This window comes from Pseudomonas sp. GW821-FHT01D09, assembly GCF_059422465.1.
In genome coordinates this window covers 1-16,894 of record NZ_JBWKWY010000055.1, presented here as the reverse complement: position 1 = coordinate 16,894, position 16,894 = coordinate 1, and the positions used below count along the sequence as shown (strand labels likewise).

The 16,894-nt window shown below is 60.1% G+C and carries 9 protein-coding genes, 1 rRNA gene and 1 pseudogene; 7 read left to right on the top strand and 4 right to left on the bottom strand.

The window, feature by feature from the left end; translation table 11 throughout:
• Nucleotides 1-4,344: pseudogene (locus tag AC07W7_RS26505) on the top strand (LapA family giant adhesin); the annotation flags it as partial.
• A 160-nt stretch (nucleotides 4,345-4,504) separates the two neighbouring features.
• Entirely contained in the window at nucleotides 4,505-4,843 is a 339-nt protein-coding gene (locus AC07W7_RS26500; RefSeq protein ID WP_076961969.1) for a tryptophan synthase subunit beta, read from the top strand.
• A 15-nt stretch (nucleotides 4,844-4,858) separates the two neighbouring features.
• Here the strand turns inward: AC07W7_RS26500 and lapD are convergent, their stop codons facing one another.
• Nucleotides 4,859-6,805 carry a cyclic di-GMP receptor LapD gene (gene lapD / locus AC07W7_RS26495; protein WP_495040413.1) on the bottom strand — a complete coding sequence of 649 codons (1,947 nt, stop codon included), beginning with the start codon at nucleotides 6,803-6,805 and terminating at the stop codon, nucleotides 4,859-4,861.
• Nucleotides 6,806-6,819: 14 nt separating this feature from the next.
• Nucleotides 6,820-7,512 (bottom strand): cysteine protease LapG, encoded by a 693-nt coding sequence (lapG, locus tag AC07W7_RS26490; RefSeq protein ID WP_076961967.1) that lies wholly within the window; start codon nucleotides 7,510-7,512, stop codon nucleotides 6,820-6,822.
• Nucleotides 7,513-7,788: 276 nt separating this feature from the next.
• On the opposite strand from lapG, the gene AC07W7_RS26485 reads away from it, so the two are divergent.
• The 5 genes from AC07W7_RS26485 (at nucleotide 7,789) to AC07W7_RS26465 (ending at nucleotide 14,623) form a co-directional block, all read left to right on the top strand.
• A complete protein-coding gene (locus AC07W7_RS26485) occupies nucleotides 7,789-8,499 on the top strand; it encodes a GntR family transcriptional regulator (protein WP_495040412.1) in 711 nt (236 codons plus the stop codon).
• A 545-nt stretch (nucleotides 8,500-9,044) separates the two neighbouring features.
• Nucleotides 9,045-9,809 carry a DUF3050 domain-containing protein gene (locus tag AC07W7_RS26480; RefSeq protein ID WP_076961965.1) on the top strand — a complete coding sequence of 255 codons (765 nt, stop codon included), beginning with the start codon at nucleotides 9,045-9,047 and terminating at the stop codon, nucleotides 9,807-9,809.
• Nucleotides 9,806-10,753: a diiron oxygenase gene (locus tag AC07W7_RS26475; RefSeq protein WP_076961964.1), complete on the top strand. Its 948-nt coding sequence runs from the start codon at nucleotides 9,806-9,808 to the stop codon at nucleotides 10,751-10,753. Before AC07W7_RS26480 ends, AC07W7_RS26475 begins: the two co-directional genes overlap by 4 nt.
• The gene (locus AC07W7_RS26470; RefSeq protein WP_495040411.1) at nucleotides 10,750-14,139 is read left to right on the top strand and encodes an amino acid adenylation domain-containing protein; all 3,390 of its coding nucleotides are present in this window, start codon (nucleotides 10,750-10,752) and stop codon (nucleotides 14,137-14,139) included. Before AC07W7_RS26475 ends, AC07W7_RS26470 begins: the two co-directional genes overlap by 4 nt.
• A gap of 22 nt (nucleotides 14,140-14,161) precedes the next feature.
• A complete protein-coding gene (locus AC07W7_RS26465; RefSeq protein WP_495040410.1) occupies nucleotides 14,162-14,623 on the top strand; it encodes an SRPBCC family protein in 462 nt (153 codons plus the stop codon).
• Between the two features lie 51 nt (nucleotides 14,624-14,674).
• Here AC07W7_RS26465 and AC07W7_RS26460 read toward each other — a convergent pair whose 3' ends face one another.
• Both AC07W7_RS26460 and rrf read right to left on the bottom strand, forming a co-directional pair.
• Nucleotides 14,675-16,555, bottom strand: a complete 1,881-nt coding sequence (locus AC07W7_RS26460; protein WP_076961961.1) for a methyl-accepting chemotaxis protein — start codon at nucleotides 16,553-16,555, stop codon at nucleotides 14,675-14,677.
• A 263-nt stretch (nucleotides 16,556-16,818) separates the two neighbouring features.
• Nucleotides 16,819-16,894: ribosomal RNA gene (rrf, locus tag AC07W7_RS26455) — 5S ribosomal RNA — on the bottom strand; the annotation flags it as partial.

The window sequence follows — 16,894 nt, the reverse complement described above, 5'->3', positions numbered from 1 at the left end:
ACCCTGACCGCGCCAAGCGCCGTCAACGAAGGTGGCAAGATCACCTACACCGCCACCTTGAGCAACAAGGCTGACACCGACGTCACCCTGACACTCGACAACAAACAAACCATCACCATCAAGGCCGGTGAAACCATCGGTACCGTGACGGTGGATGCCCCTGGCGATGACGTATTCATCGACAAGAGCACGCAAACCGTCAAGATCACTGACACCGCCGGTGGCAACTTCGAGAAACTCGTAGTGGCTGGCAATGGCGCAACCACCACCATCAACGACACCATCGACGATGTGAAAGTTGTGCTGACGGCCACCACCACCAGCGTCGCCGAAGGCGGCCAGATCGTCTACACCGCCAGCCTGGTGGACAAGAACGGAGCGGCCGTGACCAACGTCGGCTCCGACCTGGTGGTCAAGCTGGACAACGGCTTGAGCATTACCATCGGCAATGGCAAGACCAGCAGTACTGCCAACTTCACCGCGCCGAATGACTTCTATGTGGGCGCCAAGGATATTTCCGCCAAGATCACCAACGTGGTCAGCGGTGGCGACAAGTATGAAAACCTGATCGTGGTCGGCACGCCAGTGGTCACCAAGGTGACGGACGTGACGAACAACACCGTGATCAGTATCGCGGGCGATGCCTCGGTGACCGAAGGCCAGACCGCTCACTACACGTTGAACCTGACCCAACCGGCGGACACTGAAGTCACGGTGACCCTCTCGTATAAAGGCGTGGCCCAGGACGGTTCCGACTTCAACGGTGTGTACACCGTGAAGATTCCGGCCGGCCAAAGCAGCGCGACGTTCGATATCAAGACCCTCGACGACAAGCTGACCGAGCCTACGGAGAAGTTCGAGATCAGCATCTCGGGCACTTCCGGCGGCAACTTCGAGAACCTGGTGATCAGCCCTACCAACGGTAAAGTCGAAACGTCGATTATCGATAACGATGCGCCACCGGCCATCGACCTGGATGCCAACAACTCCAGCGGCGCCACCGGGAACGACTTCAAGACCACGTTCACCGAAGGCGGCACTGGCGTGTCGATTGCTGACACGGACATCAAGATCACCGACCCGGACAGCACCCAACTGACTGGCGCCACGGTGGTGCTGACCAATACTCAGCCGAACGACTCGCTGAGCTATACCAAAGTCCCCGGCATCAACGTGACCTCGGCCACGGACCCTGCTACCGGCAAGATCACCCTGACCCTCACCGGTACGGCGTCGCTGGCTGACTACATGCAGCAGATCAAGAACATCACGTTCAACAACAGCAGCGACGACCCGAGCACCACGCCACGGACCATTACCGTGACCGTGACCGACGGCGGTAACTACTCGAACGTGGCAACCACCACGGTCAACGTGGTGGCAGTCAACGACGCGCCGGTTGCCACTGGCAGTGCCATCACCGGCACCGAAGACACGTCGCTGAAGCTGACCTGGGCCAATTTCGGGGTCAGCGATGTGGATTCCCCGCAGGCCAGCCTCGGGGTGAAAATCACCGAACTGCCAGTGGCCGGCAAGCTGCAGTACCTGGCAGCAGACGGCACCACCTGGACCAACGTGACCGCCGGCCAGACCTTCACCAAGGCGCAGATCGACGGCGGCCAACTGCGTTTCACGCCAAATGCCAACGAATCCGGGGCCGACGGCTACGGCGGCACAGGCGTGGGCAACAAGCAGGCGGACTACGCACAGTTCAAGTTCCAGCCAACCGATGGCAAGGACCTGGGCACCAGCACCACCGTTAAAGTCGACATCACCCCGGTTGCGGATGCACCAACCTTGAGCGTTGCCGACAACAACATCGCCTCGGTCGGCCTGACCAAGCAGAGCTGGAACAGCATTGCCAACCTGGGTACCAACGGCAATGGCGCTTCGCCGACCGTGTTGAAAAATGCGATCGACAAAGCGGGCACGCCAAACAACACGACGATTGCCACCGACGTCGCATCGACTGCTGACGTACCGGGCGGCGCGGGGTCGAAGACCTCCGGCCTGATCTACCTGGAAGCGGGCAAGACCTATACCTTCAGCGGCTATGGCGATGACAGCATCCTGATCAACGTCGGTGGCAAAGACGTGGCCAGCGGCACCTGGGGCTCGAACTCCGGCCAGTTCAGCGGCACTTACACGCCGACCAGCAATGGCTACTACAGCATTGATATCTACCATGCCAACCAGGCGGGTGCTGGCAGCTATGACGTCAACCTGTCGGTCAACGGTGGTGCGACCACGAACCTGAGCAACACCAATATCCCGATCTACACCGGGGTCAATGACCTGATCAACGCCGGGGCCCAGGTGTCTGACCTGCACGGCACCAATGGCCAGGGCTACTACGACGCGTACAAGCTCAATGAAGGGCTGGAAAACGGCACCGTCAAGCTGAGCAAAGTCACCACCGGCCTGACCGATACCGACGGTTCGGAAACCCTGAGCGTGAAGATCGGCAGCATCCCGGTGGGCGCAGTGCTCAGCGACGGTGCCGGGCATACCTTCACGGCAACCCAGGGCCAGACCGAAGTGGACGTCACCGGCTGGAACCTCAACAACCTGAGCCTCAAGCCACTGCCTTACACCAGCGGCCAGTACAACCTGACCGTGACCTCGACCTCCACCGAAAGCCTCGGCGGCTCGGCCCAAACCGTTGCCCAATTGCCGGTCAAGGTATACCCGGCCACCTATAGCGGGACCACGGCGACTTCCGGCGATGACAATGTGGCCGGTACCAGTGGCAACGACATCATCGTGGCCGACGTTTCGGGCCTGAACGTGATCCAGGGCAAGAACTACAATATCGCGTTCATGATCGATACGTCGGGCAGTATGGGGCCGGACTCGGTGGCGACGGCGAAAGCCTCGTTGACCACCGTGTTCAACTCGCTGAAAGACAGCATTGGCTCCAGCACATCTGGCACCGTGAATATCTTCCTGGCGGACTTCGATACCCAAGTCAACCAGACCGTTACGGTCAACCTGAAAGACCCAGGTGCACTGGCTGCCCTGCAGAAAGTCCTGGACTCGATGGTGTCTGGCGGCGGGACTAACTATGAAGACGTGTTCAAGGCTGCGGCCAACTTCTTCAAAAGTGCCCAGGCGACCAGCAATACGGGCGCAATCAACACGACGTACTTCATCACCGACGGTGAGCCGACGTACTACCAGCGCAATGAGCAGACCAATCCGAACTTGTACAGCAACGTCAAGCTGGACGATGTTGTCACCATGAGCAACTACACCCTGGGTACCGCCACCCAGATCAACATCGATTCGACTCACCTCCTTGACATCAATGCTGTGGGGAAGACAACCCTCTGGACCTATAACGGGTGGAACTGGACGCCGTCAAACCTGGGCACTATCCATGCCCAAGGGGATGGCACCTTTGAGCTGTCAGCCCTTGGCGCCGACGGTACAGCGGCAAGCGCCATCGACCCTACGCTCATCAGCAACTCCCAGAATGCGTTTGCACTGCTCAAGGGCCTGTCCACCGGTGGCGTAGAAGCCATCGGCCTCAACAGCGGGGTCAGCCTGAATCAGTTGGCACCGTACGACAGCGACGGCAAGCCACAAAGCAACATCGATCCGAAGGACCTGGCCAACGCCATCCTCGGTCACAGCGAGGCCACCCTGCCGGGTGCCGACCGTGTCGATGGGGGTGACGGCAACGACATCCTGTTTGGCGACCTGGTGAGCTTCCCGGGCATTACCGGCGAGGGCTACAACGCTATCCAGTCCTACGTGGCAGGGAAAAACGGCGTGGCGGTTGCTGCTGTCACCGGCCAGGATGTGCACAAGTACATCACCGAGCATTACAACGAGTTCAACACTTCGGGTGCCAAGGACGGTAATGACACCCTGCTGGGTGGCTCGGGTGATGACATCCTGTTCGGCCAGGGCGGCAACGACTACCTGGACGGTGGCAAGGGCAACGACATCCTGTTGGGCGGGACCGGCAACGACACGCTGATCGGCGGCCAGGGCAATGACATCCTGATCGGCGGCACCGGTGCCGATACCTTCATCTGGAGATCCGGTGACGTCGGCAACGATGTGATCAAGGACTTCAAGGCCTCGGAAGGCGACCGGATCGACCTGCGCGACCTGCTCAAGGGCGAAACCGACAGCACCATCGACAACTTCCTGAAGTTGACCACGGTGGATAACGTGACCACGCTGCAGATCAGCTCCGAAGGCAAGCTCAACGCCGCCGGCGGCCTGGCCAACGCGGATGTGACGATCAAGCTCGAAGGCAACAACTGGTCCGGCCAGACGATCAATTCGTTGATCAGTGGTGCTGACCCGACCATCAAGATCGATCACACCTAATGCACCCATGACCCGGCCGCCTCTTGAGGCGGCCGATTCATTTGCGGCCACCGTTCACTGGCATGGGGCAACGATTGCACGGCATACTCATGCCCAATCGCACGCCGTTGGCCTATGCTGCTGACAGGCTGTCGTCAGTTCTGCTCATGAGGGATGTTCAATGTTCTACGTGCAACGTGATGCACAGGGTGAGCTGATTCGCGCCGAAGCGGTCGCCTTCGCCGAATCGACGGGCACCCTGCCAGCGGATCACCATGAGATCCAGGCCTGGTTCGCCAATGAAGAAGCCGAGCTGAGCCTCAAGCAGCTCAAGCACAGTGACGCGGAGATGATCCGGGTGCTGGAAGACTTGATTCAGGTGCTGATCCAGAAAGGCGTGATCAACCTGACGGACTTGCCGGTCGCCGCGCAAGCCAAGCTCAAGGACCGTAGCAACGCCCGGGAATCACTGGGTGGCCTGAGCCACCTGATCAATGATGATGAGACCGGCCTGATCTGAGGCCGGCCTGCGGCCTCAACGCCAGGGCGCCGGTTCGCCAAACAGCTGGCCCTGCACACCGAAGATCCCCATCTCGCGAATCACCTGCAACTCACCCTCGGTTTCGACCCGCTCGGCAATCAGCGGCAAGTCGATGCTGTGGGCTGCGCGCTGGATGGCTTCGATAAACAGGCGCTTGTCGCTTTCCTGGTCGATATCGCGGATATAGCTACCATCGATCTTCAGGTAGGCCAGGCCCAGGCGCGCCAGGTTGCCGATCATGCTGAAGCGCCCGCCAAAGCGTTGCAGGCTGAGGGAGAAGTGCAGCTCCCGCAGGCGCCGGGTCAACTGCTCCAACATGGCCTGCTCGGGCAATTGCTCTTCACCGATTTCCAGGGTTAGGCGCGGGCCCAGGTTGGCATGTTGGCGTAGCAGCTCGAACACGCGATTCAGGGCTTGCGGGTCGGCCAGCGTGGCCGCAGACAGGTTCAGGGCCAGCGAATGCTTGTGGCTGGCCATCTGTTGCAGCACCAGCTCCAGCATCAACCGGTCCAGGCGTGCCGTCCAGCCGAACCGCTCAAGCCAGGGCAGGAAACGTCCGGCCGGGATCGTATGGCCCTGGTCGTCAACCAAGCGCGAGAGCACTTTGTAATGCAGGATCCGTTGCGGATCCTGGCTGGCCACCACCGGCTGGAAGTACAGCTCGAAACGCTGTTGGGTCAGTGCCTGGTCCAACAGGGAGTGCCAGGCGTGGTGATCGTCGCCGACACTGGCCGCGGCACTGTGATCCAGGCAGACCCAGCTGACATCGCCCAGGGTTTCGGCCTGGGCCAGCGCCTGGTCGGCCAGGGTCAGCAGGGCTTGCGGCGAATCACCGTGGCTGAACGGCGCCAAACCGATACAGGCGACCGGCGACACGTCACTGGCGCCGGTGGCTTGCAGGCTTTGCAGGGTACTTTCCAGGTTCTGCGCTAGCTGCAACGCCTCTTCACGCATCAACCCCGGCGCCAGCACGGCAAATTCGCCGCCGCGGATACGGGTGACCAGGTTGTGGGTTTCCGGGTACGGCTCACACTGGCGCAGCAGTTGCTCACCAACCGCCTGTAGCAGCTGGTCGGTACGCTGGCCGCCGAGGCGCTGGTTGAGGCCCGCCAGGTCCTTGACCCGCAGCACCAGCAAGTAGCCTGAACTGGTCTCTTCGGGGTTGCTGACCCGCGCATTGAGTTGCATCTCGAAGTAACGACGGTTGGCCAGGCCGGTGAGGTTGTCCTGATAGGACTCCACCCGCAGCTTTTCGCTGCGCTCGGCCTGTTCCTGGAACAGTGCCTTGAGCTTTTCCACCATCTGGTTCATCGCCTGCACCACGCGGCGCAGTTCCGGGGTGCGCGGCAGATCCGGCAGGCTCAGGAACTCGCGGCGGGCAATGGCGTGGGACTGCTTGACCATGTAGTCCAAAGGCTTGAGTTGCCGGCGCAGCAACAGCGCGCCCAGCACCGCACTCACCGCGCCGCACAACAGCAGCCAGCCCAGGCTGCCCAGGGCGCTCTGCCACAGCTTGGCCAGGGCGAACATCGGATGGCTGACCACCTCGACCCGCGCCGCCTGTTCCCAGCCACGGCTGACCAGGGCATCGCCACCGGCCGGCTCCAGGCCGATCAGCTTGACGAACCAGTTGGGCACGCCATTGTGGTCGGGGATACCGCTGCGCTCGACGATGACCTGGTCATTGGTCACATCGACCACGCGGATGCTTGCGTAGTAACCGCTGTCGAAGATCGAGCTGACCAGCAGCTCGACCATCGCCGGGTCGTCGATATTGGGTGTCAGGGACAGCGCCAGGGCGGTCGCCGCGTCCTGCGCATGGGAGCGCAGTTGGTTCACGTATTGGGCGCGCGAGCTTTCCAGGCTGACCATGAAGCTGCCGCTGAAGGCGACCACCAGGAACAGACAGATAGCGATCAACAGCTGTTTGAACAGTGACATCTGAACAGTTACTCCTAGTTGGCCGACTCGGCAGGGAAGCCTTCCGCACGCATTTTTTTCAACACATCCTGCCAGCGCGACAGGCGCTTGGTGTCGCCCACCTTTTTGTTGCCCTTGGCGCCGGGCAGGTACAAGCCTGCGGCGTTGAAGGAATAGACCGGCAGCAAGTCGGTCCGTTGGCTGGCAGGCTGGATTTCATCGATCAGGCTGTCGAGTACCAGCGGCATGGCCTCTGGTGTCGAATAATAGGTCAAGACCATATGGGCGCGATTCTGCCGCAACGCCTTGACGTAGGTAATGCGCAATTTGTCGCTGGAGACGCCCAGGTGACGCAGGCTGAAATACTTGGCGATGGCGTAGTCTTCACAATCCCCGGCGCCTTTCCACAAGGCTTCGATGGGGGTTTCCCAATAGTCGACCTGGTTCCACAAGTCGATATCCTCGACATAGCGCACCCGCTTGTTGAAGAACAGGTTGACCACCTTGAGTTGCTCCAGCTCGCTGCCTTGCTTTTGCGTCGCCAGCAGTTGCTGCCAGTCGTCAATACGCTGCTGGCCTGCGCCCAGCGGCCCATAGAGCGTGGTGGCGCGCCGGCTAATCTGGGAGAAATCCCAATCGGCATGCAGCCCGCCAGGCAGTAAGCCAGCCAGCAGCAGTGCTGAAAACAGCCAGCACAGGATCCGCGAGGGAGCAAAACGTACCGCCAATGGCTTCAGTCCGTGGAAAGTGACGGAGAATCAAGCGATGGTGAAGGGTCGCTCGGCAAAAAACAATGGCACAGTGCAATCATTCAGTGCCCATTCAGCTAAAGCAATCGCGCTCTGTAAGGCGCCAGCAAGCCATAATGTGCGAAGAAAAACCGCGCTGTTGAGTTGCTTACAAAGGGAAACCTTGCTTGTTTGACAAGCCTGCATGCAATCTCTAGTGTTCTTTGGATCCAATTAGCCAAACCCACTCCAACAAGAAAGGAGGATAGCGTAGTCGTGACGCACAAGCCGAACCCTTTGAGCAGCATCAAGATCAGTGGGCCCATTCCCGCTCACCTCGCTCGCTCCGTTATTGAAGAAACATTGCGCAACGCCATACTGGATGGCCGCCTACCGTGCGGCACCGCCATGCGCCAGCAAGAGCTGGCCAGCCTGTTTGGTGTCAGCCGGATGCCGGTGCGCGAAGCCCTGCGCCAACTGGAGGCGCAGTCGCTGCTGCATGTTGTCACCCATAAAGGCGCTGTGGTTGCCCCGCTGATTGAAGATAACTCGGCAGAGACCTACGCCCTGCGTATTCTCCTGGAGTCGGAGGCGCTGCGCTTATCGATCCCGTTGCTGGGCCCGAGCGATATCGAGCAGGCGGGCGCCTTGATCGACACCCTGGAGCGCGAAACCGACTACACCGAAATCGGCCGGCTCAACCGCCTGTTCCATATGGCGCTGTATGGCAAGGCACCCAACCAGCGGCTGCTGAACCTGGTGGAGCACGGGCTGAACGAGGAAGAACGGTTCCTGCGTTTCAACCTTGAGGCCATGGGGCTGGGCGAAACCTCCCAGGAAGACCATCGCGAACTGCTGAACCTGGTCGCACAGAAAAAGGTCGAGGAGAGTGTGCTGACACTGCGCAATCACCTCATGCGAGGGATGGAAGTGATCACTCATTACCTCAACAGCCTTGAACAGGATAACGACAAAGGGCCGCGTTGATTTCTTCCGGCTTTGGCCGCCAAGCGCGCGGCCTGGAGGACCAAGCGCCACCCACGTCCAAAGCCCGCCCATGTCTGCCGTCCCCTTCCTGGACGGTTGCGCCAACAGACTCGACATTGACCGGCAGAAAACGTCCAGCGTTGCAAACGCAATAACGGATCAAACCCTGCCCGTTAAGTCCACCCACTTAAAACTCGCAAACAACAAGGAAAGTTCCTACTTAGAACAGTAAGTTCAATTACAGCACTCCCCTTCCTGTAAAAAAACCTTATAAAACTTAGAAGCTATTTGAACACTTAACCAAGTGATTATTCTTTAATTGGTCTTGGCACTTCAGTCGAAAACGCAGGCACAGGCTTGGGCGCAGCTGTGGACGACGCTCTTTCCAATAAGACCTGGGTGCTTTGTCACTATTTGTTGCTTGCCGGGTAACCAAGCCAACCGAGAAAGCCCCGCGCCAAGGCAACAAAGCACTCACCAGAAACACACACTTGGCTTCACACACTTTTCATTTGAGTCGACATCACGACTTATGGGCATTGACCATGTTTCAACTCCAAGAACTACTTAGACATAAAAAACTACAACTACATGAACATCCGATTTTCCTGGAAATCAACTCTTTCCCTCAACTGCAACACTTTATGCAAAACCATGTGTTTGCCGTCTGGGACTTCATGACACTGACCAAACGCCTGCAACAGGACCTGACCTGTGTGCGCCTGCCCTGGCTGCCACCGACAGACCCGCAGGCCGCCCGGCTGATCAACGAAATTGTCCTGGACGAAGAATCAGACCAGCGCCTGGGCGACGGGCACGGCAGTCACTTTGAACTGTACCTGGAGGCCATGCGCGAGGTGGGAGCCTGCACCGCCCCCATCGAACGCTTCATCGCGTTGCAGCGAGAGGGTGCAAGCGTCGACAGCGCCTTGGCACAGATCCCGGTTGATCCTGCGGTAGAGCGCTTTGTCCGGCATACCCTGGACGTTGCCCTGAACGCGCCCACCCATTGTGTGGCCGCGACCTTCCTGCATGGCCGCGAAAGTGTCATCCCGGCGATGTTCAAACGCATCCTTGAGGGCTGCAATGTCGCCCACCGGCAAGCCCCCAGCTTGTGTTACTACCTCCAGCGACACATCGAGCTGGATGCCGAAGGCCATGAGCCGGCCGCAGAGCGCTTGCTCCGGCGGTTGGCGGGTGCCAGCCCGCTGCACGGGGAACAAGCCTGGAAAGCCGCCCTCAGCGCCGTGGAGAGCCGCATTGCCTTGTGGGACGGCCTGCGCGCAGGACGCCAGGAGGTAGGCCTGTGAACGCTACCGACTACCGCTCGTTCGCGACCGACTGGGAGCATCAGGCGACCATCCGCACTCGCCCGCGACGCCTGCTGGAAGATGACGACAAGTTGATCTACCCCCTGTGTCGCCAACCGTTGGTACTCAGTGCGGGGTTTCTCCAGCATTGCCCGCAGTGGCGCGATTTTGTCCTGGTGCAGACGTTCTACAAATTCATCAATGACGTGGTGATCTTTGAAACCGAGATCGTCGATAAAACCGCACGGAACATCGCCAAGAACCGTTTTTCAATCCCCTTCCCTGCGGCCTGCCGCTACGACGCCATGACCGTGGTGGTCGATGAGGACTACCACGCCCTCGTCGCCCTGGACTTCATGCAGCAAACACAGGAGAAGACCGGGATCGCGCCGCTGCAACTGCCCGCGGCCATCGAGTTGAGCCGCGCTATACCCACCGCCCTGGCGCAGGCGCCGACACATCTACAGGATGCCGTAGAGCTGATTTGCGTGGCGATTGCCGAGAACACGGTCACCCATGACGTGGCGGCGTTTGCCAAGGACGACAGCGTCAAGCAGTCAGTCAGGGGGTTGATGGCTGACCATCTGGCTGACGAGGGCCGCCACGCCAACTTCTGGACCGCCCTGGTACGGCTCTACTGGCAAACAGCAAGTGAAGAAGACCACCGCTGTATCGCCCGGGTACTGCCGGTCTTCCTGCAACACTATTTGACCAATGACCTGCAAAAAGACTTCGACCTGCGGTTGATCGAACATCTGGATATCAGCCCCAGCGCCCGCGAAGCCTTGCGGGTCGAGGTCAACGCCCTGGCCTTCCCCATCACCCGCCAGCACCCGCTGATCAGCAACATCATGGCGTTCCTGCGCCGCAGCGGGCTGCTGCAAACACCTTGTGTCGCCCAGGCGCTGAGCGCTTATCTGCCCGCCTCCGGGAGCCAGTCATGAGATGCCTTGGGATTAAGCTGGTCGGTACCAGTGCGGCCTTGCATGAGCTGCACCAGGCCCTCAAGCCTTATGGTCATGACCTCACCGCGCAGGCAGCGGCCATTGACCTGCTGATTGAAGACGGCAGCCAGAGCGTCGCACAGGATCTGGCCGGCATGGCCGTGATGAGCCTGCGCCTGTCCATCGGCCCCTTGAGTGAGTATGGCCTGCCAGCCCTGCAAATACGCTGCTATGACCGCGTACGGCAATTGCTGGCCGTGCTGGACGTGCCACCGCCCTCCAGTGGCAACGGTCAACAGCTGCGACGCCAGGCCGTGGCACGCCTGGTCGAGTGGGTCACGCTGCAGGTCAGCGGTTTTTCGCGCAACCCTGGACACTTCACACAGCGCACAAGCGCGTCCCCCCGCCCAGAACAAAGCTTGCAAGGCCTGGAGGGACTGGCCTACCTGCATCGCCTTAACCGGACCGACGAGCCAGCCCTGCTGCAAAAAGCCCGGACGCCGTTGATCAAACAGTTGGAGCATAGCCTGCGGGTCTACGCCGACAGGCCGGCCCTGGAGATCGCCGGCCTCACCCTGAGCTATCGGCAATTGCTGCGGCACAGCCTGGCTGTTCAGCAGGTGCTACAGCCGTTGCTCGGGCCTGGGCAGGCGCCGGTGGTCGGTATCTGCCTGGGCAAGTCTGTCGGGCTGTATGCGAGCATCCTCGCAACCCTGGGCTGCGGCGCCGTGTACCTGCCGCTGGAACCGGGCCACCCGCTGCCGCGCCAACGGGCCATGCTGGAGAATGCCGGGGCCATGGTGTTGCTCGATGACGGCCAGCACCCATTGCGCGGGCATTTCCTGGCGGTGGATGTCAGCCGCTTAGACAGCCAGCACCTGGATGACCGCTCGCCCTTGGCGCTCACCTCGCCCTCGGCTGATAGCGCCAGCATGGTGCTTTACACCTCGGGCACCACCGGCCAGCCCAAGGGCGTGTTGCTCAGCCAGCATAACCTGGCTCATTTCTCTGCGTGGTACAGCCAGTATGTCGAACTCAGTGAATGCAGCCGCGTGCTGCAGTTTTCGTCCTTGAGTTTTGACTCTTCGCTGCTCGACCTCTTCCCGGCCCTGATCCAGGGCGCAACCCTGATTGTGCCCAGTGAAGAACAGCGCCGCGACCCTCGCCAGTTGGTTGAGTTGATCCAGCAACGGCGCGTCAGCCACGCCTTTCTGCCGCCCGCGCTATTGAGCCTGTTGCCGCTGGACCGACCGCTGGGCCTGGAGCACCTGCTGACCGGCGGTGACACCTGCGAGCCCCATGTCATCGAGCAGATGGCCGGGCAATGCGCCTTGCACAACCTGTATGGCCCCACGGAGGCCACGGTGCTGGTCAGCAGCCATCGGATGCGGGCCGGCGACAGCAATCTCAACCTCGGGACTCCCATCGCCAACAGCCAGGTGCTGATCCTCGACGAGCAGCGCCAGCCGGTCGAGGATCAGGTTGTGGGCGAACTGTATATCGTCGGCCCCGGCGTGAGCCTGGGTTACGTGAACCAGCCCCGGCAGACTGCCGAAAGCTTTGTGCCGCTGGTACTGCCCGATGGCCAGACCTTGCGCGCCTATCGCACAGGTGACATGGCCAAATGGACTGAACAGGGCATCGAACTGGCTGGACGTCGGGACCAGCAGGTGAAGATCCGAGGGTTCCGGGTCGAGCCCCAGGAAATTGAGCAGTGCTTGCGCACCAGCCAGCTGTTTCGCCAGGTTGCGGTGGTGATTGACCGTGATCGAAGAGTCCTGGTGTTCGTGGCACACGCCGATCCCGGCTATTCGGGCACAGCCCTGGCAGCGCTCAAGCAATATGCCAGGCAAATGCTGCCGGACTATATGCAGCCGACTGTGTGCCAGGAATTACCCAGCCTGCCGTACGGCAGCAACGGCAAGGTTGACCGCCAGGCGTTGCTGGCGCTGGCGGTGCACGCCGCCTCGGATAACCCTCGGCGCCGGCCCCAAACGCCAGTGGAGACGCAGTTGCTTGAGCTGTGGAGTGAGCTGCTGGGGTTACCGGTCAACGAGATGTCGACTGACGACAGTTTTTTCCATCTCGGCGGTCACTCTATTCTGCTTTCAACCATGCTCCTGCGGATTCGCGAGTTGTATGGGCGCAGCCTGCCCCTCAACCGGTTTATCGAAGCGCCGACGGTGCAGACCCTCGCCGCACTGATGGGCAACAGCGCGCCGGGGGAGGCGCCCAGCGGGCGGGCGATGAGCGATGCGCTACGCACGCTGGACATGGCCCTGTTGCCAGGGGAGCTTGCCGGTGATCGCCACAAGGCTATCGTGACCGGCGCCAACAGCTTTTTGGGGATACATATCGTCGAAGCCTTGCTGGTGGCCGGGGCGACAGAAGTCGCCTGCCTGGTTCGCGAAAACCCAGGGCAATCGGCGGCCACGCGGTTTGCCGAAGCCTTGTGTGAATACCGCCTGGAACACCTGGACCTGAGCCGGGTACGCGTGTACGCCGCCGACCTGCGCCAGCCTCGCCTGGGGCTGGAGGCGCAGGTCTATGAGCACCTCGCCCGCCAGTACGGGGTGCTGGTACACAGTGCGGCCCACGTCAATCACGTCATGGACTATGCATCGCTGGCCAAGGACAACGTGGAGCCGGTGCTTGAATGCCTGCGCCTGTGCGAAACCCACTGCAAGAAGGTGCTCAATTTCGTCTCTACCCTTTCCGCGTCAAGCAGCGTCGGGGTCGACGGGCAGGTGCTTGAAGCGCCTGCGGCAAGCACACCACCGCTCTACATCAAGAACGGCTACAACCTGTCTAAATGGGTGGCTGAGCGTCTCTTGGGGCGTGCCGCCGGACAAGGTGCCTGGATCAATATCTACCGGCCCGGGAACATCAGCTTCAATAGCCGCAACGGCGTCTGCCAACCGCACAAAAACCGCCTGATGCTGATGCTCAAGGGATCGCTGCAATTGGGCCGGGTGCCGCGCCTGGAACTGAACTTCGACCTGATGCCGGTGGATTTCCTCGCGCGTTTCATTGCCTTTCACAGTGGCAACTGCGTTGCCGAGCGGAGTGTCTTCAACCTGCACAATCCGCAGCCCCTGAAGTGGGAAACCTACGTGGAGTCATTTCGCCAGGCAGGTCATGCATTCGAGTTGGTAAGCGTTGCGGACTGGCAACACCACCTGCGCGAAGTGGATCGCGAGAATGCCCTTTTTGGTGTGCTCGGGTTCTACCTCAATGAGCTGGGAGAGGACATTGGCGATATCTCAATGATTCGCCACGAAAACGCACGCCATGGCGTTGAGCAGATGGGTGTGCAGTATCCCGAAAAAGAGCCCGCGTTGTTACGCAGAGGGTGCCAGTACCTCAATGCCATCGGCTTTCTGTGACCTTCGCCATCAGGAAATACTTATGAGACAGCTGCAACCCGATACGTTGATCAAAAACCCCCTGGGCAGGCCTCTGGTGTCATCTGTGGTGATTGCCTGCAGCGCCATCGAACTGTGGAGGGTCGTGGGCCGCTTCGAGGGCTTTGACGTGTTCATTCCTGCCCTGGCACGTATCACGATGACCGGCAGCGGCGTGGGAGCGCTGCGCAAGAAATGGTTCCACGATGGCAATATCGCCGTGGAACAGCTCAACAGCCACGATGCGCAGGCGATGCACATGACCTGGACGACGATCTATAACACCTTGGGTGTGGCCCGACTGTGGGCGGCGATGAGCGTTGAGTCGCTCGGGGAGCACCAGGCGCGCGCCACCTGGACCATCATCGCCGAGCCTCTTGAGCCCGGCGATAAAGAGGGGTTTGAACAGTTCATCCAGGATTTCGCCGACCGTGCACTGGGAAACGTGCGCCGATTGCTGGGCTGAAAAAAATGGCGCAGTGCCTGGCTGCACTACGCCACCTTTACCGCCGGGTGATCAGATCTTGAAACTGTCGACCAGTTGCTTCAGGCGATTGGCTTGTTGTGACAGTGCGTCACAGTCTTTCAAGGTCTCGTTGAGGTTGGCCACACCTTGCTGGTTCAGCAGGTTGATCTGGTTGATATCAACATTGAGCGTCTCCACCACGGCGGTCTGTTCCTCAGTGGCAGCTGCTACCGATTGGTTCATGCCGTCGATCTCGACGATGCGCTGGGTCACGCTGACCAGGCGCTCGCCGGCCTGGTTGGCGACCTCGACGCTTTCCTCGCTGGACACCTGGCTGGCGTTCATCGTGGTGACCGCTTCGCGTGAGCCGATCTGTAACGAGGTGATCATCTTGTGGATCTCCTCCGCCGACTCCTGGGTGCGGTGAGCCAGGTTGCGCACTTCGTCGGCCACCACGGCAAAACCACGGCCGGCTTCACCGGCACGGGCGGCTTCAATCGCGGCGTTGAGGGCCAGCAGGTTGGTTTGCTGGGAGATGCCCTTGATCACATCGAGAATGTGGCCAATGTTGTCGGTACTGGCATTCAAGGTTTCGATCTGCGTGCAGGACAGGCTGATCTTCTGCGACAACTCGGACATCGCCAGGATGGTTTTCTCCACGACCTGGCGGCCGTCATCGGCCTGCTCACTGGCGCCACTGGCGTGTTGCGAGGCGTCAGCGGCGTTACGGGCGATTTCCTGGGTGGCGGCACCCAACTCGTTAATGGCCGCGGCCACGCTGTTGGTACGGGCGCTCTGCTCGTCCGAGCCGATAATCGAGGCGTTGGACGATGCCATCACGCGCTGGGAAAGGTCGTGCACATGCCTCGTCGCCGAAGACACTTCACTGATAGAGGCATGGATACGTTCGACAAACTGGTTGAACGCACCACCCAGCTCGCCAAATTCATCTTTGCTTTCCACAACCAGGCGGCGGGTCAGATCGCCTTCGCCCTGGGCAATGTCCTGCATCGCACGGCCCATGGTGGTCAGCGGACGCATCAGCACCTGAATCAACAGGCTCAGCAGCACGGCAATCGCTGTAACGGCAATGAACATCGCGATCAAAGCGGAGGTGCGGAATTTACTCAGGGGGGCGTAGGCTTTGTCTTTGTCGATTGACAAGCCTATGTACCAATCTGCGCCAGGCAAGTCGCTGATCGGGGTAAAGGACAGAATGCGCTCCTGGCCATTGAGAACGACATCCTGGTTGAGCTTCTCAATACGGACGCTGCTGCCTGGATAGATGTCCTTGAGGTTTTTCATCACCTGGTCCTGATCAGGACTGACGATCACCTGGCCGTCGCCACTGACCAGAAATGCATGGCCAATGCCACCGAAGTCTACCGAGTTGATGATCTTCACCAGGGTTTGCAGGCTCAAGTCGCCACCCACTACGCCGAGCAGTTCACCATTGTTCTTGACCGGCATCGCGATGGTGACGATCAAGCCACCGACGGCGGCCATATAAGGCGGCGTCAGCATGGGTTTATCGGCAGCGACCGCCTGCTTGTACCAGGGGCGCTGACGCGGATCGTAGCCATCAGGCATTTTCGCGTCTGGGCGCTGGGTGAAGACGCCGTTGGTGGAACCGACGTATGTGAACTGGAAGTTCGAGGTGAATGCCGGTTGATCAACCAGGCCGGGCAGGTCGGCATTGCTGCCTTGGTGAGCAACGTTCTGCGCAAGGTTTTCCAGGACCAGCACCCGGCCACTGAGCCAGTTCTGCACGCTGCTGGCAGTCAGGTCACCCGACTGCTGGATGGATGACTGCAGGTTTTGCCTGATGGTATTGCGCTGCAGGTAGTCGTTGTACAACGTGAAGAGCGCGAAGGCCAAAACCACGACGCCTGACGCGGCCAACAGAATTTTATGACTGAACTTGAGATTCATTTCATCGACTTCTTTTTGCCAAAAGGGGGTGAGCGTGCCGAATGCAACATTCCATGTACGGGATAGGCGGACTCTACGACCGCTCTATTTCGGTGCACGCATGGCTCGTCAGGCTTTCGGCCAAGGTTGGATAAATCTTAGGAATTTGTGGGATACATCTTCTTTTTATGTAGGAAACAGACAGGCGGTCAGGATAGGCCGTTTAGGATCCCAAAACGACAAAACCCCCGCTTGCGTTAGCAAACGGGGGTTTCGGAATTTGATCTTGACGATGACCTACTCTCACATGGGGAAACCCCACACTACCATCGGCGATGCATCGTTTCACTGCTGAGTTCG